Annotated in this window: 25 protein-coding genes; 16 read left to right on the top strand and 9 right to left on the bottom strand. The window is 71.1% G+C overall.

Annotation, left to right across the window (positions count from 1 at the left end; translation table 11 throughout):
- Window positions 1–60 precede the first annotated feature (60 nt).
- The 4 genes from ACQPXB_RS16395 (at window position 61) to ACQPXB_RS16380 (ending at window position 2,940) form a co-directional block, all read left to right on the top strand.
- The gene (locus ACQPXB_RS16395; RefSeq protein WP_432852873.1) at window positions 61–1,197 is read left to right on the top strand and encodes a cytochrome P450 family protein; all 1,137 of its coding nucleotides are present in this window, start codon (window positions 61–63) and stop codon (window positions 1,195–1,197) included.
- A gap of 109 nt (window positions 1,198–1,306) precedes the next feature.
- The gene (locus ACQPXB_RS16390) at window positions 1,307–1,897 is read left to right on the top strand and encodes an HdeD family acid-resistance protein (protein ID WP_432852870.1); all 591 of its coding nucleotides are present in this window, start codon (window positions 1,307–1,309) and stop codon (window positions 1,895–1,897) included.
- 44 nt (window positions 1,898–1,941) lie between these two features.
- Window positions 1,942–2,466: a DUF6069 family protein gene (locus ACQPXB_RS16385; RefSeq protein ID WP_366585523.1), complete on the top strand. Its 525-nt coding sequence runs from the start codon at window positions 1,942–1,944 to the stop codon at window positions 2,464–2,466.
- 342 nt (window positions 2,467–2,808) lie between these two features.
- On the top strand, window positions 2,809–2,940 hold the full coding sequence (locus tag ACQPXB_RS16380; protein WP_366585429.1) for a hypothetical protein: 132 nt from the start codon (window positions 2,809–2,811) through the stop codon (window positions 2,938–2,940).
- A 4-nt stretch (window positions 2,941–2,944) separates the two neighbouring features.
- Here the strand turns inward: ACQPXB_RS16380 and ACQPXB_RS16375 are convergent, their stop codons facing one another.
- Entirely contained in the window at window positions 2,945–3,757 is an 813-nt protein-coding gene (locus ACQPXB_RS16375; protein WP_432852866.1) for a DUF1295 domain-containing protein, read from the bottom strand.
- A 42-nt stretch (window positions 3,758–3,799) separates the two neighbouring features.
- Here ACQPXB_RS16375 and ACQPXB_RS16370 point away from each other — a divergent pair, with 42 nt between their 5' ends.
- Window positions 3,800–4,291 carry an EXPERA domain-containing protein gene (locus ACQPXB_RS16370; RefSeq protein ID WP_364046391.1) on the top strand — a complete coding sequence of 164 codons (492 nt, stop codon included), beginning with the start codon at window positions 3,800–3,802 and terminating at the stop codon, window positions 4,289–4,291.
- Here the strand turns inward: ACQPXB_RS16370 and ACQPXB_RS16365 are convergent.
- On the bottom strand, window positions 4,275–4,820 hold the full coding sequence (locus ACQPXB_RS16365) for a D-alanyl-D-alanine carboxypeptidase (protein ID WP_432852863.1): 546 nt from the start codon (window positions 4,818–4,820) through the stop codon (window positions 4,275–4,277). The two genes, ACQPXB_RS16370 and ACQPXB_RS16365, sit on opposite strands and share 17 nt — an antisense overlap.
- Before the next feature lie 223 nt (window positions 4,821–5,043).
- Here ACQPXB_RS16365 and ACQPXB_RS16360 point away from each other — a divergent pair, with 223 nt between their 5' ends.
- Genes ACQPXB_RS16360 through ACQPXB_RS16350 form a run of 3 tightly spaced genes read left to right on the top strand, consistent with a single transcriptional unit; the run spans window position 5,044 to window position 7,639 of the window.
- Window positions 5,044–5,739, top strand: a complete 696-nt coding sequence (locus ACQPXB_RS16360) for a response regulator transcription factor (protein WP_366585422.1) — start codon at window positions 5,044–5,046, stop codon at window positions 5,737–5,739.
- Window positions 5,736–7,166 carry an ATP-binding protein gene (locus ACQPXB_RS16355; RefSeq protein WP_386952003.1) on the top strand — a complete coding sequence of 477 codons (1,431 nt, stop codon included), beginning with the start codon at window positions 5,736–5,738 and terminating at the stop codon, window positions 7,164–7,166. Before ACQPXB_RS16360 ends, ACQPXB_RS16355 begins: the two co-directional genes overlap by 4 nt.
- Window positions 7,163–7,639, top strand: a complete 477-nt coding sequence (locus ACQPXB_RS16350) for a hypothetical protein (protein ID WP_432852858.1) — start codon at window positions 7,163–7,165, stop codon at window positions 7,637–7,639. Before ACQPXB_RS16355 ends, ACQPXB_RS16350 begins: the two co-directional genes overlap by 4 nt.
- Window positions 7,640–7,645: 6 nt before the next feature.
- Here the strand turns inward: ACQPXB_RS16350 and ACQPXB_RS16345 are convergent, their stop codons facing one another.
- Window positions 7,646–8,839, bottom strand: a complete 1,194-nt coding sequence (locus ACQPXB_RS16345; protein WP_432852855.1) for an MFS transporter — start codon at window positions 8,837–8,839, stop codon at window positions 7,646–7,648.
- Between the two features lie 277 nt (window positions 8,840–9,116).
- Here ACQPXB_RS16345 and ACQPXB_RS16340 point away from each other — a divergent pair, with 277 nt between their 5' ends.
- Window positions 9,117–9,716, top strand: coding sequence for a TetR/AcrR family transcriptional regulator (locus ACQPXB_RS16340; protein ID WP_366585414.1), 600 nt, complete (start codon window positions 9,117–9,119; stop codon window positions 9,714–9,716).
- A 3-nt stretch (window positions 9,717–9,719) separates the two neighbouring features.
- On the opposite strand, the gene ACQPXB_RS16335 is transcribed toward ACQPXB_RS16340, so the two are convergent.
- Together ACQPXB_RS16335 and ACQPXB_RS16330 are read right to left on the bottom strand one after the other, a co-directional pair.
- Window positions 9,720–10,823, bottom strand: coding sequence for a Gfo/Idh/MocA family protein (locus ACQPXB_RS16335; RefSeq protein WP_432852852.1), 1,104 nt, complete (start codon window positions 10,821–10,823; stop codon window positions 9,720–9,722).
- Complete coding sequence (locus tag ACQPXB_RS16330) at window positions 10,820–11,554, bottom strand: sugar phosphate isomerase/epimerase family protein (protein WP_366585410.1); 735 nt, start codon at window positions 11,552–11,554, stop codon at window positions 10,820–10,822. The genes ACQPXB_RS16335 and ACQPXB_RS16330 overlap by 4 nt, the downstream gene beginning before the upstream one ends.
- A gap of 177 nt (window positions 11,555–11,731) precedes the next feature.
- Here ACQPXB_RS16330 and ACQPXB_RS16325 point away from each other — a divergent pair, with 177 nt between their 5' ends.
- Window positions 11,732–11,959 (top strand): three-helix bundle dimerization domain-containing protein, encoded by a 228-nt coding sequence (locus tag ACQPXB_RS16325; protein WP_366585408.1) that lies wholly within the window; start codon window positions 11,732–11,734, stop codon window positions 11,957–11,959.
- A 1-nt stretch (window position 11,960) separates the two neighbouring features.
- Here the strand turns inward: ACQPXB_RS16325 and ACQPXB_RS16320 are convergent, their stop codons facing one another.
- The 4 genes from ACQPXB_RS16320 to ACQPXB_RS16305 all read right to left on the bottom strand — a co-directional run bounded on the left by ACQPXB_RS16320 (window position 11,961) and on the right by ACQPXB_RS16305 (window position 14,925).
- On the bottom strand, window positions 11,961–12,755 hold the full coding sequence (locus tag ACQPXB_RS16320; protein WP_432852847.1) for an SDR family NAD(P)-dependent oxidoreductase: 795 nt from the start codon (window positions 12,753–12,755) through the stop codon (window positions 11,961–11,963).
- Window positions 12,756–12,807: 52 nt separating this feature from the next.
- Entirely contained in the window at window positions 12,808–13,512 is a 705-nt protein-coding gene (locus ACQPXB_RS16315; RefSeq protein WP_366585404.1) for a histidine phosphatase family protein, read from the bottom strand.
- Between the two features lie 73 nt (window positions 13,513–13,585).
- The gene (locus tag ACQPXB_RS16310) at window positions 13,586–14,101 is read right to left on the bottom strand and encodes a GNAT family N-acetyltransferase (RefSeq protein ID WP_432852844.1); all 516 of its coding nucleotides are present in this window, start codon (window positions 14,099–14,101) and stop codon (window positions 13,586–13,588) included.
- Between the two features lie 86 nt (window positions 14,102–14,187).
- Window positions 14,188–14,925 (bottom strand): FadR/GntR family transcriptional regulator, encoded by a 738-nt coding sequence (locus ACQPXB_RS16305; protein ID WP_366585400.1) that lies wholly within the window; start codon window positions 14,923–14,925, stop codon window positions 14,188–14,190.
- Between the two features lie 205 nt (window positions 14,926–15,130).
- Between ACQPXB_RS16305 and ACQPXB_RS16300 the strand changes: the two genes are divergently transcribed.
- The 6 genes from ACQPXB_RS16300 to ACQPXB_RS16275 are packed head-to-tail and all read left to right on the top strand — an operon-like array spanning window position 15,131 to window position 23,570.
- Window positions 15,131–16,744, top strand: a complete 1,614-nt coding sequence (locus tag ACQPXB_RS16300; protein ID WP_366585398.1) for an ABC transporter substrate-binding protein — start codon at window positions 15,131–15,133, stop codon at window positions 16,742–16,744.
- Between the two features lie 19 nt (window positions 16,745–16,763).
- Window positions 16,764–17,723 carry an ABC transporter permease gene (locus ACQPXB_RS16295; protein ID WP_366585396.1) on the top strand — a complete coding sequence of 320 codons (960 nt, stop codon included), beginning with the start codon at window positions 16,764–16,766 and terminating at the stop codon, window positions 17,721–17,723.
- Complete coding sequence (locus tag ACQPXB_RS16290) at window positions 17,723–19,690, top strand: dipeptide/oligopeptide/nickel ABC transporter permease/ATP-binding protein (RefSeq protein WP_432852839.1); 1,968 nt, start codon at window positions 17,723–17,725, stop codon at window positions 19,688–19,690. The genes ACQPXB_RS16295 and ACQPXB_RS16290 overlap by 1 nt, the downstream gene beginning before the upstream one ends.
- Window positions 19,687–20,652, top strand: a complete 966-nt coding sequence (locus ACQPXB_RS16285) for an oligopeptide/dipeptide ABC transporter ATP-binding protein (RefSeq protein ID WP_432852836.1) — start codon at window positions 19,687–19,689, stop codon at window positions 20,650–20,652. The genes ACQPXB_RS16290 and ACQPXB_RS16285 overlap by 4 nt, the downstream gene beginning before the upstream one ends.
- The gene (locus tag ACQPXB_RS16280) at window positions 20,649–21,578 is read left to right on the top strand and encodes a dihydrodipicolinate synthase family protein (protein WP_366585390.1); all 930 of its coding nucleotides are present in this window, start codon (window positions 20,649–20,651) and stop codon (window positions 21,576–21,578) included. Before ACQPXB_RS16285 ends, ACQPXB_RS16280 begins: the two co-directional genes overlap by 4 nt.
- Complete coding sequence (locus tag ACQPXB_RS16275) at window positions 21,579–23,570, top strand: beta-galactosidase (protein WP_432852833.1); 1,992 nt, start codon at window positions 21,579–21,581, stop codon at window positions 23,568–23,570.
- Window positions 23,571–23,588: the final 18 nt, after the last annotated feature.

Below are 23,588 nucleotides of genomic sequence, written 5' to 3'. Positions count from 1 at the left end.
TAGCGTCTGTGTACATATGATGAGACCATCTGATTTCACCATCCATAATGAGGAGCGCTCGTGACCGACGTCCCCAAGATCGACCTGACCGACCCCGCGGTGCACCGCGACCCGTTCGCCGTCTACGGCGCCGCCCGCGAGCACGGCCCCGTGGCCGAGCTCGTCGGCCCCGGTTTCGGCCCGCTGTGGGTGCTCCCCCGCCTGGCCGACGCGCGCGCGATGCTCACCGACCCGCGTTTCGCGCTCGGCCCCGGCAGCTACCAGGCGCTCGACGTGCCCGACCACTGCCGGCCGTACCTGCGGACCATGCAGGAGATGGAGGGCGCGGAGCACCGGCGGCTGCGGGGCCTCGTCTCCCCCGCGTTCACGGCGCGCCGCGCGGCGGACTTCCGGCCGCGGATCGAACCGATCGTCGGCAAGCTCCTCGACGGTCTCCCGACCGGCGGCGCCGACCTGCTGGCCGCGTTCGCGCAGCCGTTGCCGATGGAGGTGATCTGCGAGCTCGTCGGCGTGCCCGAGTCGGATCGGCCGCGCTGGCACACGTACGGGCAGAACGTGGTCGCCGGCTCGGGCGAGAGCTTCGCCGCCGCGGTGCCGGGCATCATCGACGGCGCGCGCGGCCTCACCACGCCGCCGGCGAGCGAGTTCCTCGCCCTGCTGGCCGGCACGGACGGGTTGTCCGAACCCGAGCTCGTGACCCTGGTCTGGCAGCTCGTGCTCGCGGGGCAGACGCCGGCGAACTTCGTCGCCAACGCCGTCGAGGCACTGCTCACCCATCCGGACCAGCTCGCCGTGCTGCGCGCGGAACCCGGGCTGTGGCCGACGGCGGTCGAGGAGCTGATGCGGTGGTGCGGACCTCAGCTGCTGACGATTCCTCGGCAGGCCACCGAGGACCTCACCCTGCACGGTGTCGCGATCCGGGCGGGCGAGCCCGTGTCGGCCGCGATCGCGTCGGCAAACCGCGACCCGCGCGTGTTCACCGATCCCGACCGGCTCGACGTGCGCCGCGCCGAGGGCGGGCACCTCGGGTTCGCGTACGGGCCGCACTTCTGCCTCGGCGCGGCGCTCGCGCGCGTGGAGGCGGAGGTGGCGTTGCGGGGGCTGCTGGAGCGCTTTCCCGCGCTGCGCCTGGGCGACGTGCGGCGCGCGCCCGACCCCGGCACGTGGCGGCTGGCGGCGCTGCCGGTGAGCTTCTGACGTCCTCTTCGGACACTTCGTCACCGATCGGGTGAACAACGAAGCGGTGTGTCGATCTTCTTGCGCTGCTAACGTTTTCCCAGGTCAGCATCGTGCTCGGGAGGCAAGCATGTCCGCACACATCTCCGCCGGAGCCGGCGGTCTCGTGATGGACCCGCGGCAGACGTGGCCGCTGGTGCTCGTGCGCGGGGTGCTGGCGGTGGTGTTCGGCGTGATCGCGCTGATCTGGCCCGGCGGCACCGTGCTGGCGCTGGCGTTGGTGTTCGGCATCTACGCGCTCGCCGACGCGATCGGTGCGTTCATGCAAGCGTTCCGCCCGGGCGACGGTGCGCACCGGTTCGCGTACGTGTTGCTGGGCCTGCTCGGGCTCGCCGCGGGGGTGCTCGCGCTGGTGTGGCCCGGCGCGACCATCCTCGTGCTGGCGACGCTGGTCGGCGCGTGGGCGGTGGTCACGGGCATCGCCGAGATCGTCGCCGCGATCCGCCTGCGCAAGCAGATCACGGGCGAGGCGTTCCTCATCCTGGCCGGCACGGTGTCCGTCATCGCGGGGGTGCTGGTGCTTTTCCACCCGATCGCGGGGGCGTACGGACTCGCCTTGCTCGTGGGCATCTACGCGCTGCTGTACGGGATCATGCTCGTCGTCCTGTCCTTCCGCCTGCGGCGCGTCGCGAAACTCGAGCAGGCGAACGAGCCCGCTTAGGGCGACAATCGAGGGGGACAGCTTCGTTGACGGAGGGATCCGTGATGGCGCAGAACCCGTACGACCAGGACACCCGGCCCGGCATCGACGCGGCGCGGCTGTGGGCGGGCGGCGTCGCCACGGCGGTGGTGGCGGCCCTCGTCGCCATCGTCGGCCTGCTGATCGCCCGCGGCATCTTCGACGTCCCCGTCCTCGCGCCCAAAGGCGAGGGTGCCTGGGGCAGCGCCAGCACCACCACGTACGCCCTCGCCGCCGCGGCCGCCGCCCTGCTCGCCACGGGCCTCATGCACCTGCTGAGCATCGCGACCCCCGCGCCCAGCCAGTTCTTCGGCTGGATCATGGTGCTCGTGACGCTCATCGCGGTCGTCCTGCCCCTGACCCTCACGGTCGAACCCAGCGCCAAATACGCGACGGCCGCGATCAACCTCGTGATCGGCCTGGTGATCGCCATCGTGGTCAACAGCATGGCGGCGAACGCGCGGACTTTGCACCGTCGCAAGCGCGCTACGCGCCCGGACGCGCCGACTCAGCAGTGGAATGAACCACCGTCGAACTTCTACGACCGTTAGAGGCACGGTCGTCGGCGGATGTGGTCCGCACACAGCCCCGGGGAGGGCGCAATTCTCCGCCGACTTCGTCTCGGCCCAAGCCCCAACGGGTCCAGCCGCAGGTCGTAGTCCGGCCGGTGGGCGCCGCAAACGGGCCGTGGCGGGTCGGCAGGTTGGTTCGCGGAATGAATGTCCACTGAGGACAAATCCCACGGCGACACCCGGGTTTCGGGTTCATCATCCGATAGCGCGTCCCGTTTCCGGTAACGGCGACCATGGGGCCGACGAGGACGACCGGGTTCTGGGCCGGCATCGAGCTCGACCTCTCCGGGGCCGTGCTCATCGACTTTCCGCTCAACGGCTGTGAGTTACACGACCTTCGTGGACGCCACGTTCGACGGTGACATCAGGTTCGAAGGCGCGCGGCTCGACGAAATGCCCTACCGGCCACCGCAGTTGCAGGCGGATGACATCGAGTTCGCCGACGAGAGCTGAATCGTCAGCCCACCGAGACCCGGCTCCGCGGAATCCACGGCACCACAGCCGAAGTCCGCTTCTGGTACTCCGCGTACTCCGGGTACCGGCCGCGCGTGATGGTCTCGGTGAAGATCGTCGAGCCGACGAACAGCAGGGTCAGCAGGACGGCCCCGGCGATCGTCCAGGGGATGCCGCCGAAGGACAGGGCGCCGAAGGCGAACACGAGCCACCACTGGGCCTGCTCGAAGAAGAAGTTCGGGTGCCGAGAGAAGCGGAACAGACCAGTTTGCAGGAAGCGCGGCGAAGGCTCGCGCCCGGCGGACTGCTCGCGCTTCTTCCACTGGTGGAAGTTCCACTGCTGCTGATCCGCCACCGTCTCCCCCGCCAGGCACGCGACGAAGATCACCGCGACGATCACGTCACCCGCACCGAAGGCCGAGCGGCGCGAAAGAGCCGTCCACGCCGGCAGCGTGATCAGCAGCAGAATGGCGTTCTGGTAGATCGTGATGAAGAAGAAGTTGAAGACCTGGAACTGCCAGGGCGCCATCTTCCCGCGCAGCACCACCCAGCGGTAGTCCTCGCCGCCGCGGGTGTAGCCGCCCTTGCGGGCGAAGTTGAAGGTGAGGCGCAAACCCCAGAGCAGCACCAGGACGAGCATCACGTCGAGGCGTGCGTCGGCGAAGCCCGCGAAGGCGGCGAAGATCGCGACGTACGCCACGGGCACCAGGGACCAGATCCGGTCCACCCACGAGTACTCGCGCGTGATCACCGACAGCACCCAGCACAGGGCACAGACGCCCGCGAAGACGCAAAGGCAGACCTGGAACGCGTTCATGCCGGCACTCTAGCGCTCGAGACGTCCGCTTAGGATCATCACATGAACCTGCCGCTGCGCCGACGCGGGATCGACATCTTCTTCGCGATCGTGTTCGCCGCGTTCACGATCACCTCGCTCATCAGCGACCTGCTGCCGACCGTGGGCGTCGACTTCTCGCGCCCGTCGGACAACTTCTTCGTGAACTCCAACTACTGGTACGCCCACGACGCCGACATCCTCTTCATGCACCCGCCGGACTGGATGCGGATCGTCACGGGGCTCTCGGCGTTCGTGTACATGCCGTTCTACGTCGTGCTCGTCGTGTGCCTGCTCGCGGGCAAGAACTGGATCCAGCTCTTCGCCGTGATCTACGCGACGATGATCGTCACGCTCACCGGCGTGGTCGTGTTCGGCGTGGAGTTCTTCGGCGACCCGGCGATGCGCACCGGCAACCCGGTCAAGTTCCTGGCCTTCAACATCTGGTACGTCCTCGTGCCCCTGCTCCTGCTGATCCGCATGCGCAAGCCGATGCCGTTCACCCGGCGGTTCTGACCAATACGGCCGCGCCCGGGTACGGCAGGCGGATCGGGAGCGTGTCGGCGTGGTACTCGAAGTGCCACCACTCGTTGTCGTAGTGGCGGTGCAGGCGGTACGCCGCGCCGTGGCGCTCCAGCCAGGCCGCGCCCTCCGTGGGCCGCACGTCGAGCGCGAAGCCGCCGACGTGGGCCGACTCCTCGGGCGGCAGCACGAGCCGGCGGGCCGCCCACGCGGAACCCGTGCGCCGGACCTCGGCGGTGAACATCGCGTGCTGCTCGGCAGCGTCGCGGTGGCCTGAAGTGAGGCCGATCAGCTGCCCGTCGCGCCAGAACGCGTCGGTGCGCGCCGCCACGAACGCCTCGCGCGCCGCGGGCGTGAGGCCCGCCAGGTCCTCCGCCGGGTAGCGCAGCGCGAGCGCCCACTGGCAGGCGAGCCGGCGGGTGTGGCGGGGCGAACGCACGAAGGCCACCGGCAGCAGCAGCACGGCCAGCAGCCGGGCGGCCGCCGCGTAGGCCGCGGCACGGGAGCGGAGCAGTTCGGTCATGGTGTCCACGGTCGCGGCCCCGTGTGCGCCGACGGTCGAAGCCGTGTCCCCGGAGCCCGACAGTTCTGTAACAGCTGCGCACGGACCAGGCTGTTACGCAACCATGACATTCCGCGCACCCGGCGATGAGACCGGACGCGGATCCTCTCGGAAGGTGTCCGCTGTGGACTGTCCGGGGAATCCGGACGGGCGGACGCGGAAGTGCGCTGCGATAGTGGGAGACATGCCCCGGGTGCTGTTGATCGAAGACGACCAGGCCGTGCGAGACGGCCTGCAGATCGCGCTGACCTACCAGGGTCACACCGTCGACGCGGTGGAAAGCGGTGAGGAAGGGCTCGCGCGGCTCGGCGCGGGCCCGGCCGATGTCGTCGTGCTCGACCTGATGCTGCCCGGGATGGACGGGTTCGAGGTGTGCCGGCGCATCCGCGCGACCGGTGACCTGCCGATCATCATGCTCACCGCGCGCAACGACGACATCGACGTGGTCGCCGGGCTCGAGGCCGGAGCGGACGACTACGTGGTGAAACCCGCCCAGCCGCGCGTGCTCGAGGCCCGGATCAAGGCCGTGCTGCGGCGCACCGGCGGCGAGCAGCGCCAGGCGGGCACGCCGAAACCCGAGGTCGAGCGCCACGGCGACCTCACCATCGACCGCGACGGGCTCGTCGTGAGCAAGCACGGCCGGCCCGTCAGCCTCGCGCCCACCGAGATGCGGCTGCTGCTGGAGCTGTCCGCGTCGCCGGGCCGGGTGCTCAGCCGCCAGCAGCTGCTGGAATCCGTGTGGGACCAGGGTTACCTGGGCGACTCACGGCTCGTCGACGCGTGCGTGCAGCGGCTGCGCGCGAAGATCGAGGACGACGCCGCGGCCCCGGTGTACGTGCAGACCCTGCGCGGGTTCGGGTACCGCTTCGGGCCCCTGTGACCGGGCTCCGCAAGCTCTGGCCCGGCTGGGGCCTGCGCACGCGGCTGCTGCTCGCGTTCGTGCTGCTGAGCGTGCTCACGACCATCGCCGTCGCCGGGGTCGGCTACCGGACCGCGCGCAACACCATCCTGAAGAACACGCAGGACAACGCGGTGCGGGAGCTGACCAGCCGCATCCAGCTGCTCTACCCGCTGCCCGCGCGCGAGCCGTCGAAGGGCATGCTCCTGAACGCCGCGGGCAAGCTCGCGGACCGCGATTCCACCGCATTCGTGACCGCGGGCACGGTCTCCGGCGGCGACCTGGACGGGGCGGTGATCTCCGATGAGCTCAAGGAGCTCGTGGCCCAGGGCAGAATCGCCTGGCAGCGGGTGGACGTCGGCGGCGAGACCCGGCTGCTGATCGGCACCCAGCTGCGGCTCACGACCAGCACGTCGCACGAGACGGAACCGTCCGGGATCGAGATCTTCGTGCTCGAGCCGTTGCAAACCGAGAGCGCGGACATCGCCTCGCTGGCCCGCAGCGCGTGGCTGACCGGCACCGGCGCGGTGGTCCTGGCGCTGCTGCTGGCGTTCGCGGCTGCCCGCAGTGTGCTCGGGCCGGTGCGCGAGCTGCGTCGCGCGGCCCACCGCCTCGGCGAGGGCGACCTGAACACCCGCCTGACCATCCACGGCACCGACGAGCTGGCCGAGGTCGGCAAGACGTTCAACACCACGGCGGAGTCGCTGCAGCACCACGTCGGCGAGCTGGAACGCATGGAGTCCGACGCGCGGCGGTTCGTGGCCGACGTGTCCCACGAGCTGCGCACCCCGCTCGCCGCGATGACCGCGGTCACCGAGGTGCTGGAGGCCGAGGTCGCCGGCCTGCCCGAGATCGCCGGGCGCGCGGTGCGGCTGGTGAGCCAGGAGACCCACAACCTCACGCGGCTGGTCAACGACCTCATCGAGGTCACCCGCTTCGACTCCGGGTCCGCGTCGCTCGCGCTCGACGAGGTGGACGTCGCCGAGGCGATCGGCGCCACCCTGCGCGCCCGCGGCTGGGTCGACGAGGTGACCACCCAGCTGCCGCCGGGTGTCCGCGCGCGGCTCGACCCGCGCCGGCTCGACGTCGTCGTCGCGAACCTCGTCGGCAACGCGCTGCGCCACGGAGCGCCGCCCGTGCGGCTGCGGTTGAGCACGGCGGAGGGATCGCTCATGATCGAGGTCACCGACGAGGGTCCGGGGCTGAAGGAAGAGGTGCTACCCCACGTGTTCGACCGCTTCTACAAGGCCGACACCGCGCGCAGCCGCTCCGAGGGCAGCGGCCTCGGGCTCGCGATCGCGTGGGAGAACGCCAAGCTGCACGGCGGCGAGCTCACCGCGGCCAACCGTCCGCAGGGCGGTGCGATCTTCACGCTGCGGCTCCCGCTGGACCCCGGCGGTGACGCGTGATCCGGCGCGTCGCGGCGGCGCTCGTGCTGGTCGCGCTGGTCGCCACCGCGTGCGGCGTGCAGCCGAGCGGCGCGATCTCGGGCGACCTCGCGCCGAGCGGCCCGGCGTCCACCGTGCCCGGCGCGCCGGGCGTCAGCTCGATCTACCTGGTGGCCAACGGCGTGGTCGTCCAGGTCCAGCGCCCCGGTCTGGACCAGACCGACGACGCGCTGATCGACGCGCTGGTGCAAGGGCCGACGTCCGCGGAGAAGGCGTCCGGCTTCACCACCGAGGTCCCGCAGTCCGCCCTGCCGGCCGCCGTGTCGGTCTCCGCGTCGGAGGTCACCGTGCAGCTGGCCACGGACGTGCTGACGCTGTCTTCCTTGGCCGTGTCGCAGATCGTGTGCACGCTGCACCTGCGCGACGCCCCGGACGGCAGCGTGTTCACGCTCGTCGGCGGGGGCAACGTCCGCAGCGGCGAACGCTGCGGCTGAACCGCCTCAGCCCACTTCGGCCGGTTCGCGGGCCTGCCGCGGGGCGATGACCGGCGCCGCCACCACCGCGATCACGCAGAGCGCGAACGGCACGGCGAACGCGACGTTGAGCGGCATCCACCGCGTGAGCCCGCCGATGAGGGCGGGACCGGCGAGCAGCCCGACGTAGCCGAGGCCGACAACCCGGGCCATCAGCGCACCCGACGCCCGCGTGTCGAGGTTGCCCGCCGCGGTGAACAGCTGCGGGACGCCACCCGCGAGACCCAGGCCGAAGATCGCCCAGCCGGCCAGCGCGAGCGGCACCCACGGCGACAGCGATGCGGTGGCGAGCCCGACGGCGGCGAGCGCCGACCCGTAGCGCACCACCGCGACCGGGCCGGCCAGCGCGGCGACGCGGTCGGTGGCGAAGCGGCCGACGGTCATGGCCACGGCGAAGGAGCCGTACGCGAGTGCGGCGGTGCTCGCCGACGTACCCAGCACGTCCTGCAGATGCAGCGCGGCCCAGTCGTTCGCGACACCCTCGGCGAGCATCAACGCGAACGCCAGCGCGCCGAGCAGCCAGACCACCCGCCCCGGCGTGCGGCTGCGGACCGGTGCGACCGGCGTGGTTTCGACGGGCGCCGGACGTCCGGAGTCGAGCAGGAGCCGTCCGGCGGCCAGCGAAGCGACGACGCACAACGCGCCGGTGGAACTCAGCGTGACGGCCGTGGGAACGCCCGCGCCCAGCACCGCCGCGCCGACCACCGCGGCGAGCGCGCCGCCGATCGACCACATCGCGTGGAACGCCGCCATGATCGGCCGCGGGTAGGCCCGCTCGACGACCACGGCCTGGGCGTTCATGGCGACGTCGAGGGAACCGTTGAAGAAGCCGAAGACGAGCAGCGAAAGCCCGAGCGCCCACCAGCTGGTGGCCAGCCCGGGCAGGAACAGCGCGAGCCCCAGCAGCACCCCGGCCGCCGGCACCACGCGGCGGTGCCCGAACCGATCGGCGAGCGGCCCGGACACCTGCATCCCGACGAAGGCCGCCCCGCCGAGCACCAGCAGCAACGCGCCGAGCGTGGTGTGCGAAATCCCCGTGGCCCGCTCCACGACTGGGATGTGCACCACCCACATGCCCACGGCGAACCCGTTGAGCGCGAAGAAGCTCCACGTCGCAACACGAGCGGCGCGCGGCAGCGCCCGCGCGGATGATTCGGTCATATCAGACGGGTCCTCCTGTGGCTCGGCCCTCGCATGGTCGCACAGCAGCCAAGGAAACGCACAATCCTTTTGTTCGAACGATCACGTTGGACGATCGAACACGGTATTTTCTGCCCCGGCTCCGCCGAGGGGTGCGAGATCGCCTTTGAGCCGGCGATCTCGCGGGTGGGCCAAGGGGCAGAGAGTGAGCGGGCCGGCGCAACACGCGGGCACGGCCCATCTCGTCATCGCGCCTGCGGCACAATGACGAGATGGCCGCCGAACCGAGCTCGCTCCCGTGACCGGGGGTTACCTGAAGGGCCGGATCCGCCGCGAGGACATCATTTCCGCGGCCGCCGTGGTGTACGGCGAGGCCGGGTACCACGGTTCGTCGTTGCGGGAGATCGCCAAGCGGGTCGGGATCAGCCACGCCGGGCTGCTGTACTACTTCCCCACCAAGGAGGCGCTGCTCGCCGCCGTGCTCGAGCGGCGGGACGCGGAGGACTCGGAGCGCGAGCAGCTGACCGTGCCGCCCGGGCTGGAGGTGCTGCGGCACTTCGTCGCGCTGGCCGAGCACAACGTGCGCCACCCGGGCATCGTCGACCTGTACTCGCGGCTGGCGGCCGAGGCCGTGGCGCCCGACCACCCCGCGCACGAGTACTTCGAACTCCACTACCGGCAGGCGCGCGAAAGCGTGATCGGCTCCTTCCGGCTGCTGGCCACGACGGGCGAGCTGCGCGAAGGCGTCGACCCGGACTTCGCGGCGCTCACGTTCATCGCCCTCATGGACGGGTTGCAGGTCCAGTGGCTCACCACCCCCGGCGACGTCGACCTCGTCGGCTCCTTGCGGTTCTACCTGCGCACCCTGCTGACCGTCCCCCTGGATCCCGAGGACTGACCGCTAGAGCGTGCGCGCGTAGGGGTCCCAGCCGTCCGGCAGGGCGGGCGGGACATCGACCGTGCCGGCCACCTCCACGGACTGGCCGCGCGTGATCGACTCGTCGATGGCGAGCATCGCGTCGAGCACGTGGTAGGCCAGCTCCCCGGACGCGCGTTCGGGCACCCCGGCCCGGATCGCGCGGGCCAGCTCCAGCGCGCCCGTGCCGCGCGAGGCCGCGTGTCCTTGCGCCGCAAGCTCTTCCGGCTCCGCCGCACCCAGCAGGTGCAGCTTCGTGGAGCCGTCGAAGCGGTTCGGGTCCGGCAGCACCGCGGTGCCGAGCACGCCCGACACCTCGACGAAACCCGTGCGCGCCAAGGCGGAATCGAAGCTCAGCACGATCTGCGCGCTGCCGCCGCGGGTGAACTCGACGAGCGCGGTCACCGTGGTCGGCACCGTCACCGCGAACTCCGTGCCGGCCCGCGGACCCGAGCCGATCACGCGCGTGTCCCGCGCGCGGCCGCCCGCGCCGGTCACCTTGCGGATCGGGCCGAACAGCTGCACGAGCTCCGTGAGGTAGTACGGCCCCATGTCGAGCAGGGGGCCTCCGCCGTGCTGGAACAGGAACTCCGGCGCCGGGTGCCAGCTCTCCGGCCCCGGTGTCTGGAACAGCGCGAGAGCCGTGCGCGGTTCGCCGATACGACCGGCCTCGATCGCGCGCCGCGCGGTCTGCAGGCCGGCGCCGAGCACGGTGTCGGGCGCGCTCGCCACCCGCAAACCCTTCTCCCGCGCGCGATCCAGCAGTTTGCGGCCCGTCTGCCGGTCGAGCGCGAGCGGCTTTTCCGCCCACACGCTCTTGCCCGCGTCCAGCGCCGCGAGGCCGACCTCGACGTGCGCGGCCGGGACCGTGAGGTTCACGACCAGCTCGATCTCCGGGTTCGCCAGCAGATCGGCGACGGTTTCCCCCTTCGGCACACCGTGTTTCTCCGCCTGCGCCCGCGCGCGGGCCACGTCGAGGTCCGCGACGGAGAGCACCCGCACGTCGGGGAAGCCCGTGAGGTTCTCGAGGTAGGTGTCGCTGATGACCCCCGCGCCGATCACGCCGACGCCGACGGGGCCCGTGGTCACTTCGCGCCCTCGGTGAGGTAGGCGAAGCTGGCGGCGATGCCGTCGAAGATGTCGCCGTCGAAGCGGTCGAACTCCACCACGCGCAACGCGTCGGGCGCCGCGGCCAGGACCTCCGGCAGCGGGACGCTGCCCTGGCCCGCCGGAACCTGACCGGACGCGTCGGTGGCGAGCGCGCCGTCCTTCACGTGGATGGCGTGCACGCGCGAGCCGAGCCGGGCGAGCAGCTCCGGCGCGTTCGCCCCGCCCGCCGTGGCCCAGTAGGCGTCGACCTCCAGCGCGACGGCCGGGTCGAGCTGGTCGGCGAACACCTCGAACGCGTGGCGGCCGTCGATCCGGGACTCCAGCTCCCACCAGTGGTTGTGGTAGCCGACCCGCACGCCGTGCTCTTCGGCGATCTTCGCGGCGGCGTTGAGCGCTTCCGCGGTGGCCGTGATGTCCGCGGCGTTCTGCCACTGCTCGGGCTTCACGAGCGGGTCGATGACCACGGCGATGCCGAGCTGCTTCGCCGCGGCGAACACGGCGTGCTGGTCCTCGCCGATGAGCTTGGCGTGGGCCGTGGGCGCGGTCAGCCCGTTGGCCGGCAGACCGGCGCCGAGCGCGGCCACGTTCTCGACGACGCCGTACGGCTCGACCTGCGTGAACCCGATCGCGGCGAGGCGCCGCAGGGTGTCCGCCGGGTCGGCCGCGAACGCGTCGCGGACCGAGTACAGCTGCACGGAAGGCTTGCCCATTCCAGCTCCTTGGCTTCGCGGTTCGGCGCCCGGAGCGCCGCGTCGCCTGAATTTCTACCACCTGGTCAAAATTGACACCAGGCGTTTGCGAGAGGTCCACACGTTCGCCCGCCCGTTTGAGGAGAGCCCGCGGCGGGCAGCAGTCACCAGGGGCCGAAACCACGGAAAGGGACGGCGATGACCCACCAGGGCATGGACGACTTGATGGTGAAGGGTGAAGAGGAGAGTTTCTCCGCGCTGAAGTCACGGCTCGTCGACGAGTACGGCAGCGCGCGCGAACCCGAGATCAACCGCACGATCACCGCGCAGCGCCGCCACTTCGACGACGCCGGCGTGCGCAGCTTCCTGCCCGTCCTCGTCGAGCGGCAGGTGCGCGACCGGCTCGGTGAGCCCCAAGGGCGCTGACCTACGGGAGGATCGAGTCGACGTACCCGCCGTCGACGCGGAGGGCGCCGCCGGTGGTGGCGGAGGCGAGCGGTGAGCTGAGGTACACCACGAGGTTCGCGATCTCCTCGGGCTCGATCAGCCGCTGCAGCAACGACTGGGGGCGGTGGGTCTTCATGAACTCCCGCTGCGCCTGCTCCCACGGCAGGTTCTTGTCCACGAGCTGGTAGACGAAGTCCTCGACGCCACCGGTGTGCGTGGGGCCGGCGATCACGGAGTTGACCGTGACGCCGGTCCCCGCCGCCGCTTTGGCGAAGCCGCGCGAGACGCCCAGCAGGGCCGTCTTCGACATGCCGTAGTGGATCATCTCGGCGGGGATCACCACGGCCGAGTCGCTCGCGATGTTCAGCACGCGGCCCCAGCCCTGCTCGGTCATCGCGGGCAGCGTCAGGCGCGTGAGCCGCACGGCCGCGAGCACGTTGACCTCGAAGTAGCGCCGCCAGTCGTCGTCGGTGATCTCCAGGGGCTCCTGCGCACCGAAGATGCCGAGGTTGTTCACGAGGACGTCGACGCGCCCCGCGCGGTCGAGGACCTGGTGCGCGCCTTCGTCGGTGGTCACGTCGCCGGCGCCCGCCACGAACTCCCCGTCGGGCACCTGGGTCCCGAGTTCCTCGATCGCCTTCGCGACTCCGGCGTCGCCGCGCCCGTTCACCACCACGCGCGCGCCCGCCTTGGCGAGGCCCGCGGCGATCGCCGCGCCGATCCCCTGCGTGGAACCGGTGACGAGGGCCGTCCTGCCGTCGAGGTCGAGCTTCATGGGGTTTCCTTCCGCTCGGGTGATCTTCGGAGCCCATCATGCCCGCGCCGGCTCAGCTCAGCAGGGCGGCCAGGTGGCCGGTCTCCTGCGCGAGAGTGACGTGGAAGGCGCCTTCGAGGTCGCGTTCCCAGGCGGTGACGGAACCGTTGGGGACGTCGGTGCGCGCGGCCGTGACCAGCAGTTCCGGCTCCGGGACGGACTCCAGGACGTACCGCAGCGCGAACACCGTCATCTCGTGCGCCACGAACAGCACGCGCAGGCCCGGCGTCTCGGCGCTCAGCTCCGCGAGCAGCGACCGAACCCGCAGCACGACGTCGGCCCAGGACTCGCCGCCGGGCGGCCGGTAGTAGAACTTGCCGAGCCGCTCCTTGCGGCGCAGTTCGTCCGGCAGGCGTTCGGCGACGCCGTGGCTGGTGAGCAGGTCGAGCACGCCCAGCTCCCGGTCGCGCAGGCGCTCGTCGACGCGCAGCCCGCCGGGGACCTCCACGCCGCGTTCCTTCGCGACGGCCAGCGCGAGCCGCGCCGTGTCCAGGGACCGCAGGTACGGCGACGCCACCACGAGCTCGGGCGGATCCGTCGCGAGCCACTCCCCCACCGCGTGGGCCTGCCGCACGCCCAGCTCGCTCAGCGGCACATCGGCGTCGCGCTCGGCGATGTCGATGACCTCGTGGCCCGCGGCCTCGGCGGCCTCGCGGGCGACGTTGCCGGTGCTCTGGCCGTGGCGTACCAGGCCCACCCAGTCCAGTCGTGTCGTCACAGGTCCTCAGTACCCGAAACGCGCCGGTTTCACAGCAGCACCGGGCCCCCCGGCGTGTCACGAGGCCGGCTGGTCACAGGTCCTTGCGGTACACGAGGAAGTCGCACTCCGTCGCCAGCAGGGGCGCCAGGTGCGGGTAGGCCTCCTCGATCGTCGACTTCTCCTCGAGGCGGTAGCCCAGGCGCGTGTACCAGGCGGCGAGGAACGCCTTCGACGGGTGCGTGAACGACCGCGGCACCAGCAGCTCGAGCTGCATCCGCCGCCGGCCCAGCGCCCGGCAGCGGTCTTCGGCGAAGCGCACCAGCTCACGCCCGATGCCCGCGCCCTGCAGCTGCGGCGCGGCGGCCAGCAGGCCGAACTCGCCGACGCCGTCGGCGACCGTCCGCACGCGCACACAGCCGACCACGCAGTCCGCCTGGCGCGCCACGGCGATCTCGCCGGCCGCGACGAGGCCCGCCACCTCGGCCGCGCTCGTCCGGTCCGCCTCGCCCGCCCACAGGCCGGCCTCGGCGGTCGCGTACACGGCGTTCACCAGGGCGGCGACTTCGGCCGCGAGCACCGCGTCGGCCGCGGCGGACTGCGGCAGCATCTCGACCTCGACTGCGTCCAGGGCGCACCTCCTCGTCGGCCGCCCAGTGTACGAACCGATCAACGCCCGGCCGCACTGCCGACGAGCTACGAGTTCACCGCCGCGGAATCGGCCTCCACCGGCCGCGCCTCGCCGAACCCGCCGTATCGGCCGGCCTTCGCGCGCTTGCGCACCTCGTCGAAGTGCCGGTGCACGGCTTCGGCCGCGGCGTCGCCGTCTCGGGAGACCAGGGCGTCGACGATCACCTGGTGGCGCTTCGCCGTGCTCGCCGCCGACGACACCGGCCCGCCGAGCTCGCCCTCGGCCGCGCGGTAGACGTCCCAGAACAGCCCCGTGAGCTCGCGCGCCAGGTCGAAGCCCGCTTCGGCGCAGATGAGGTCGTGGAACTCCCGGTCGGCGACCGCGGCGTCAGGGCCTTTTCGGCGCATCCGCGCGACGCAGGCCTCCAGCTCGGCGATCAGCTCGGGGCGGTGCTCCAGGGCGACCCGCCGGGTCAGCTCCGTCTCGATCATCTCGCGGACCTCGAGCAGGTCGCGCAGGCGCCCGGCGTCGCTGGCGCCGCGGGTGCGCGTGCGGAACAGCAGCCACGTCTGCAGCGCCTCGGAGCCGGCCGAGCCGACGAAGGTGCCGTAGCCGTGGCGGATCTCGACGATGCCGAGCGCCTGCAGCGCCTTGATCGCCTCCCGGATCGAGTTGCGGCTCACGCCGATGTCTTCCATCAGGCTGAGTTCCGTGGGCATCGGCGCGCCCGGCGGCAGGTCGCGGTCGATGATCAGGTCGATGATCCGCTTGGTGATCTCTTCACTGCGTTGCGGGCGCGCCAAAACAGTCTCCCCGGATGTTTCTTTCCTTCGCTGGCACGTCGCCATCGGAGGACATCCTACGTCATACCTCGCCGATCTCGGCCCGGCGGCGAAAAGCCGGGTCCCCTTGACCGGTACCCGGAGGAGTTCTAGGGTTCGGCGCAGTCATAGGACGTCCCACGTCCTATGACCTCTGGTGGGCGAAACACACAGTCAGGAGACACCGATGTCCCGAACCGCCATGGGGACCGGCCCCTCGTTCGACCGGCGCACGCTGCTGCGCTACGCGGGCCTCGTGGGCGCCACCGCCGCCTTCTCCTCGACGCTGGCCGCGTGCGGCGGCCCCGCGTCGACGAACAAGACGGGCAGCTCCACCGACTCCCTCACCGCAGTGATCGGCTACGGCAACAACCAGTCCTGGGACCCGTTGCAGACCGCCTCGGCATTCTCCATGGCCGCCATCCTGCACAGCTACGAATCGCTCGTCGAAGGCGACCCCGTCACGCGCGCCCCGTTCCCCGGCCTCGCGAAGGCACTGCCGGCCGACGTGAGCGGCACCAGCATCAAGTTCGAGCTGCGCGACGGCGCCAAGTGGCACGACGGGCAGCCCGTGACCGCCGACGACGTGGTGTTCACCTACGCCCGCGCCCTGGACGCGAAGGAGAACGTGCTCATCCACAGCTTCTTCGCCCAGTGGCTGCAGGAGGTGAAGAAGGTCGACGACCACACCGTCGAGTTCGTGCTGAAGTTCCCCTTCCCGTACGCGCTGCAGCGGATCCAGATCTGCAAGATCCTGCCGAAGCACGTGTACGAGAACAACTGGCCGCTCGCCGCGGGCGGCAAGGTCGTGGGTTCCGGGCCGTACAAGGTCACCGAGCAGGCGCCGCTGTCGCACACCTCGTTCGAGAAGTTCGCGGACTACAACGGCCCCCGCCCCGCCGCGTACCAGAAGATGCTGTGGAAGTCCATTGTGGACTCCGCCCCGCGCGTGGCCGCGATCTCGGGCGCGAAGCCCGACGCACAGATCGTGGAGAACATCCCGGCCGCCAACGCCGACCAGCTGCGCAAGGCCGGGCGCACCGTCGAGTTCGCCGACGGCGGCAACAACCTGTACCTGATGTTCAACACCGCCCACGCGCCCTTCGGCGACAAGCGCGTGCGCCAGGCGCTGCACTACGCCATCGACAAGAAGAAGATGATCGACATCGGCCTGCGCGGCACCGGCACCGCGGGCACGTCGTTCATCAACCCGAAGCTGCCGCAGTCGCAGCCGGCGTCGCAGAGCTTCACCTACGACCCGGCGAAGGCCAAGCAGCTGCTGGCCGAGGCCGGCGTCAGCAACCTGAAGATCTCCCTGTCCACCACCAACACCTCGCTCGTGCTCGACTGCGTGAAGGTGATCAAGGAGGGCTGGGACGCGATCGGCGTGGAGACCACTCTGGACTCCCAGGACACCAAGGCGCTGTTCTCCAAGCTGGACAACGGCAACGACTTCCAGGTCGTGTCCACCACGAACAACCCGATGCAGTTCGGCAACGACCCCGACCTGCTGATCCGCTACTACTACGACGCGCAGTCGCTGATGATGACGAAGTACGCGCGCTGGAACAACGCGGACACCCAGGCCCTGCTGGGGCTGCAGAACCAGGCCGCCGCGGAGCCCGACGAGACCAAGCGCAACGGGCTGTACAAGCAGCTGCTGGACCTGATCTCCGAGCAGGCCGTGATCTACCCGATCGTGTTCACCCAGCTCGGCACGGCGTGGGACCCGACGGCGATCACCGGCGTGCGCGCGCAGGGGTACCCCGGCATCTACCTCAACCAGGCCAAGCCGGTCTGACGCGGGAGGACCACCCACCGTGATCGTCGTCGTGCGGATGCTGGCCTCTCGCATCCTCGCCCTGATCCCGCTGCTGCTCGGCGTGATCCTGTTCGTGTTCATCGTGATGCAGTTCTCCCCCGTGGACCCGGCGCTCGCCGCGTTCAACGGGGCGAACGCGACCGAGGCGCAGCTGGAGCAGTTCCGCCAGGCCAACGGGCTGCTCGATCCCCTGCCCCTGCAGTACGTGCACTTCGTGTGGCACCTGCTGCAAGGCGACTTCGGCACCAGCGTGATCACCAAGGAGCCGGTGGGCCAGACCATCGCCACCGCGCTCCCGCTCACCGTGCAGCTCACGCTGTTCGGGCTCGTGATCGCGCTCGTGCTCTCGGTCGTGCTCGGCGTGACGTCGGCGCTGTTCCGCGGCCGCTGGCCCGACCACCTGATCCGGGTGGTCACGCTGGCGGGCGTCGCGGCACCCGCGTTCTGGATCGCGCTGCTGCTCGTGCAGTGGCTCGCCGTGGGCAAGGGCCTGTTCCCCACCAGCGGTTACGTGAGCCCGGCCGACTCGGTGTCGGGCTGGCTCAACTCGCTGACGCTGCCGGCGATCTCGCTGTCGCTGCCGGTCGCCGCGCAGCTCACGCGCGTGATCCGCACGTCGATGGTGGAGGAGCTGGACAAGGACTACGTGCGCACGGCCCGCGGCGGCGGTCTGCCGCCCGTGGTCGTGGTGGGCCGCAACGTGCTGCGCAACGCGCTGGTCAACCCGCTCACCGTGCTCGGCCTGCGCGTGGGCTACCTGCTCGGCGGCGCGGTGGTGATCGAGACGATGTTCGCGCTGCCCGGCATGGGCCAGAACATGATCCAGGCCGTGCAGGACGGCGACACGGCGAAGGTCCAGGGCTTCGTGATCACCATCGCCGTGGGCTTCGTGCTCGTGAACCTCATCGTCGACGTGCTCTACCTCATCGCCAACCCGAGACTGCGGAGCCACTCCTGATGCGCCCCGTCCTGCACGCGAACCTCACCGACCGGCTCTCGCGGCCCGGGGTGCGGTTCCGGAAACTCCCGCCCACGTCGTGGCTCGCGCTCGGCCTGCTCGTGGTGCTCGCGCTCGTCGCGATCCTCGGCACGCTGCTGGCAACGCACAACCCCGACGCGCTCAGCACCGACACCGGCGGCCCGAGCGCCGAGCACTGGTTCGGCACCGACCAGTCGGGCCGCGACATCTTCTCGCGCCTGGTGGCCGGCACGCGCTGGTCGCTCGCGATCGGCCTCGGCGCCACCGTGCTCGCGCTGATCGCGGGTGTGGTGATCGGCTCGTTCGCCGCGACGTCCGGGCGCAAGACCGACGCCGTGGTGATGCGCGTGATGGACGTGATCATGGCGTTCCCCGGCATCGCGCTCGCCGCGGTGCTGGTGGCCGTGTTCGGCCGCGGCATCCTCGTGCTGATCCTCGCGATCGGGTTCCTCAACATGGCCCCGGTCGCGCGGGTGGTGCGGGCCAACGTGCTCGCGCAGTACGGCGAGGACTACGTGGCCGCCGAGCGCGTGCTCGGCGCGAAACGGCTGTTCATCCTCGCCCGCCACGTCGCGGTCAACTGCGCGGCGCCGATCCTCGTGTACTGCACGGTGACGGTGGCCGACGCGATCGTGTTCGAGGCGTCGCTGTCGTTCATCGGCGCCGGCATCCAGCCGCCCAACCCGTCGTGGGGCTCGGTGCTGGCCGACGGCAAGGACGTCGTGCTGACCGGCGGCTGGTGGGCCACGTTGTTCCCCGGCCTGCTGATCTTGATCACGGTGCTGGCGCTCAACATCCTGTCCGAAGGCATCTCCGACGCGTGGGCCGCGCCTTCGGCCCGCAACGCGAAGGCCGGCGAGGTCGCCAAGAAGATCGAGGCGGAGAAGGCGGCCGAGAACACCGCACCGGTGCTGCCGCTCGCGGGCCTGCGCGAGGCCGGCGAACGGCTGGCGGCCAAGGCCCGGGACCTCACCGGCCGCCGGGCCGTGCTGGAGGTCAAGGACCTCGCGATCAGCTTCCCCGACCGCCACAACGGCGTGAACGTGGTCGACGGCGTGTCCTTCACCGTGCGGTCCGGCGAGGTGCTGGGGCTGATCGGCGAGTCGGGGTGCGGCAAGTCGCTCACCGCGCTGTCGATCATGGGCCTGCAGCCGGCGGCCGCGCGGCTGTCCGGGGAGGTCCTGTTCGAGGGCGCCGACCTGCTCACCATGAAGGCGGGCACGCGGCGGCGCCACCTCGGCCACGACATCTCGATGATCTACCAGGACGCGCTGAGCTCCCTGAACCCGGCGATGACGATCCGCGCTCAGCTCAAGCAGTTCACCCGCCGCGGCGGCACGCGCACGCCGCAGGAGCTGCTGGAGCTGGTGAACCTGGATCCCGGCCGCACGCTGCGGTCCTATCCGCACGAGCTGTCGGGCGGACAGCGCCAGCGCGTGCTGATCGCCATGGCCCTGTCGCGCAGCCCGAAGCTGATCGTGGCCGACGAGCCGACCACGGCGCTCGACGTGACCGTGCAGGCGCAGATCATCAAGCTGCTGCTGCGCCTGCAGGAAGAGCTCGGCTTCGCGCTCATCCTGGTGTCGCACGACCTGGCGCTGGTCTCCGACGTCGCCGACCGCGTGGTCGTGATGTACGGCGGGCAGGTGGCCGAGACGGGTGCCACGGCGGAGGTCGTGGGCTCGCCGCGGCACCACTACACGCGCGGGCTGCTGTCCGCCGTGCTGTCGCTGGAGGAGAACGAGGCCACGCTCACCCAGATCAAGGGCGTCGTGCCCGCCCCGGCGGACTTCCCGCCCGGGTGCCGGTTCGCCGACCGCTGCCCGGCCGCGCGCGGCCACTGCTTCGAGGTGGCGCCGGAACCGGAAGGGAACGGCCACCTCGTGGCTTGCCACTACCCCGCCGAACGCACGACCCCGGCCGTCGTGGAAGGAGCCCAGGTATGACGCTGGTCGAAGTCGACGGCGTGCACGTGGTCCACCGCGTCCGCGCGGCGAGCCTGTTCGGGAGCGACAACGTCTACGCGCTCACCGACGCGGACCTGGAGATCGCCGCGGGCGAGACGGTGGGCGTGGTCGGCGAGTCCGGCTGCGGCAAGTCCACGCTCGCCAAAGTGCTCGTCGGGTTGCAGAAACCGACCCGGGGCACCGTCCGCTACGGCGGCAAGCCGCTGTCGGGGCTGCGCCCGGGCGAGCTGGGCCGCCAGGTCGGCATGGTGTTCCAGGACCCCGCCACGGCGCTCAACCGGCGGCTGCCCGTCGCGAAGATCCTGCGCGACCCGCTCGACGTGCACCACGTGGGCACGCCCGCCGAACGCGCCGAGCGCGTGCAGGAGCTGATGGGCCTGGTCGGCCTGCCGAGCAGCGTCGCGGACGCGTTGCCCGCGCAGCTTTCCGGCGGGCAACGCCAGCGCGTGGCCATCGCGCGGGCGCTGGCGCTGCGGCCGGCGCTGTTGGTGGCCGACGAGCCGACGTCGGCGCTCGACGTGTCGGTGCGCGCGCAGATCCTCAACCTGCTCATCGACCTGCGCGAGAAGCTCGGTCTCGCCATGGTGTTCGTGTCGCACGACATCCAGACCGTGCGGCGCATGAGCGACCGGATCGTGACGATGTACCTCGGCCGGATCGTCGAAGAAGCCGTGGCCGAGGACCTGCCGGGCGACGCACGGCACCCGTACACGCGGGCGCTGTTCTCGGCCACGCCGAGCCTGCTGCACCCCGTCGAGCCGATCGTCCTCAGTGGACCCGTGCCCTCGGCGACCGCGCCGCCGAGCGGCTGCGCGTTCCACACCCGCTGCCCGAAGGCCACGGCCGAGTGCGCGTCGGCGCTGCCGCCGCTCACCGAAGCCGCCGGGCACAGCTACCGCTGCATCCACCCAGAGATCACCACCGGAGTGAACGCCTCATGACCGCGACGAAGTTCGCCGGCATCATCCCCCCGCTGTGCACGCCGTTCAACGACGACTTCACCGTGGACACCGACTCGCTGCGGCGCCACATCGAGTTCCAGCTCGACGCCGGCGTCCACGGCGTCTTCGTGCTCGGCTCGTCCAGCGAGGTCGCCTTCCTGCCCGACGCACAGCGCCGCGTGACGATCGAGACGGCCGTGGACCAGGTCGCCGGCCGCGTGCCGGTGCTGGCCGGCTGTATCGACATGACGACCTTGCGCGTGGCCGAGCACGTGAAGACCGCCGAGGAGGCGGGCGCCGACGCCATCGTCGTCACCGCCCCGTACTACACGCGCACGCACGTGGCCGAGATCGACCGCCACTTCCGGCTGCTGCACGAGAAGACGGCACTGCCGATCTTCGCCTACGACATCCCCGTGGCGGTGCACACGAAGCTCGACCGCGAGCTCGTGCTGAGCCTCGCGGCCGACGGCGTGATCGCCGGCCTGAAGGACTCCAGCGGCGACGAGGCCGGCTTCCGCTACGTGCTCAAGGAGCGGCGCGAACGCGGCCTCGACACCTTCGCCGTGTTCACCGGCTCGGAACTGCTCGTGGACTCCGCGCTCGCGCTGGGCGCGGACGGCGCGGTGCCCGGGCTCGGCAACGTCGACCCGGTCGGCTACGTGCTGATCCACGACCACGTCCGCTCCGGCAACCCCCACGCGGCGCGGCGCGAGCAGGACCGGTTGCTGACGCTGTTCACCATCACCGACGTCGCGCCGCCGAGCCGGATGGGACGCGGCTCGGCGGCGCTCGGCGCGTTCAAGGCGTCGATGAAGATGCGCGGGTTCATCGACAACGCCGTGATGGCGCCGCCGCAGCTGCCGCTCAACGGCGACGAGCTGCTGCGCATCAAGGAGAAGCTGGCGGAAGCGGGGCTGCTCTAGATGGACCGCGTCTACTACGGCGGCGACTACAACCCGGAGCACTGGTCCCCCGAGGTGTGGGACGAGGACCTGAAGCTCATGGCCGAGGCGTCGGTCTCGATGGTCACGGTCGGGATCTTCTCCTGGGCGCAGGTGGAACCGCGGCCCGGCGAGTACGACTTCGGCTGGTTCGACACGGTGCTGGACAAGCTCGCGGCCGGGGGCGTGGACGCGTGCCTGGCCACCATGACGGCGTCGCCGCCGCCGTGGCTTTCCCACCGCCATCCCGAAATCCTGCCCGTGCGCGTGGACGGGACCCGGCTTTCGGCGGGGGCGCGGCAGCAGTTCTGCCCGTCGAGCCCCGTGTACCGCGAGCACGCGGCCCGGCTGGTGGAGCAGGTGGCCACGCGATACGCCGGGCACCCGGCGCTGAAGATGTGGCACATCGGCAACGAGTTCGGCTGCCACATCCGGGCGTGCTACTGCGACGTCTCGGCCGCCGCGTTCCGCGAGTGGCTGCGCGAGCGGTACCAGAGCGTCGAGGCGCTGAACGCGGCCTGGAGCACCACGTTCTGGTCGCAGCGTTACGACGACTGGGCCGAGATCGAGCCGCCGCGCGTGGCCCCGACGTTCCCGAACCCCGCGCAGCAGCTGGACTACCACCGGTTCTCCTCCGACGCGTCGCTCGGCTGTTACCTCACCGAGCGCGAGGTGCTTTCGCGGGTGACGCCGGACGTGCCGGTGACGACCAACTTCGTCGGCCTGGTGCAGAAAGCGCTCGACTGGCATTCCTGGACACCGCACGAGGACGTGGTGAGCCTGGATTCCTACCCCGATCCCTACGATCCACGCGGGCACGTCGAAGCGGCGTTCGCCTACGACCTCGTCCGGTCCACGAAGGACGGACAGCCGTGGCTGCTGCTGGAGCAGGCCCCGAGCGCGGTGAACTGGCGCACGCGCAACGGCCCCAAGCCACCGGGCTCGATGCGGCTGGGCAGCTGGCAGGCCGTGGCGCGCGGCGCCGACGCCGTGCTGTTCTTCCAGTGGCGCCAGACCGTCGGCGGCGCCGAGAAATTCCACTCCGCAATGGTGCCGCACGGCGGGCGCGACACCCGCACGTACCGCGAGGTGGCCGACCTCGGCCGGGAGCTGGCGTCGGTGCCGCAGCTCGCCGGCAGCCGCGTGAAGGCCGACGTCGCGATCCTGCACGACTGGAACAGCTGGTGGGCCCTGGAGCTCGACTCGCACCCGTCGGACGACCTGCGCCAGCTCGACGCGCACCTCGCGCACTACGCGCCGCTGTTCGACGCCAACGTGACGTGTGACGTCGTGCGCCCGACCTGCGAACTGTCCGGGTACAAGCTCGTGGTGGTGCCGAACCTGTACCTGATGGACGCGGGCGTCGCGGAGAACCTGCGGTCCTATGTGGCCGGTGGCGGGCACCTGGTGGTGTCGTTCTTCTCCGGCATCGTCGACGAGAACGACCGCGCCTACCTCGGCGGGTACCCGGCGCCGTTGCGGGACGTGCTGGGCCTGAAGGTCGACGAGTTCCGGCCGCTGCCCGAGGGCGGTTCGATCGGGCTCTCGCTCGAGGGGTCTTCCGCCACCATCTGGTCGGAGTGGGTGGAGACCGAGGGCGCGGTCGTGGTCGCGACCTTCGGTGAAGGTGAGCTCGCGGGCCACCCGGCCGTCACGAGGAACCCCTTCGGCGCCGGCGTCGCCTGGTACCTCGCCACCCGGCCCGACGCGGCCGCGATGCGCGCGTTGTTCGACCGGATCACCGCCGAGGCCGGGGTTTCACCCGTGCTGCCCGGCCTGCCCGAAGGTGTCCAGGCCGTGGTCCGGCACGGCGCCGAGGGCCAGTACCTGTTCCTGCTCAACCACGGCGCCGAGGCAACGACGGTCACGTTGCCCTCGCCCGCGCCCGATCTGCTCACCGATCCCGGCCGCCCGACGGAAGCGGTGCTCCTCGCGCCGCGTGGCGTGGCCGTTCTACTGGGGAGTTTCACTTAGCCGAAGGGAAGAACGGGA

It is taken from the genome of Amycolatopsis sp. CA-161197, assembly GCF_050942255.1.
GTDB lineage: Bacteria > Actinomycetota > Actinomycetes > Mycobacteriales > Pseudonocardiaceae > Amycolatopsis.
The sequence above is the reverse complement of the archived record's forward strand: the minus strand, read 5'-3'. Positions and strand labels throughout refer to the sequence as shown.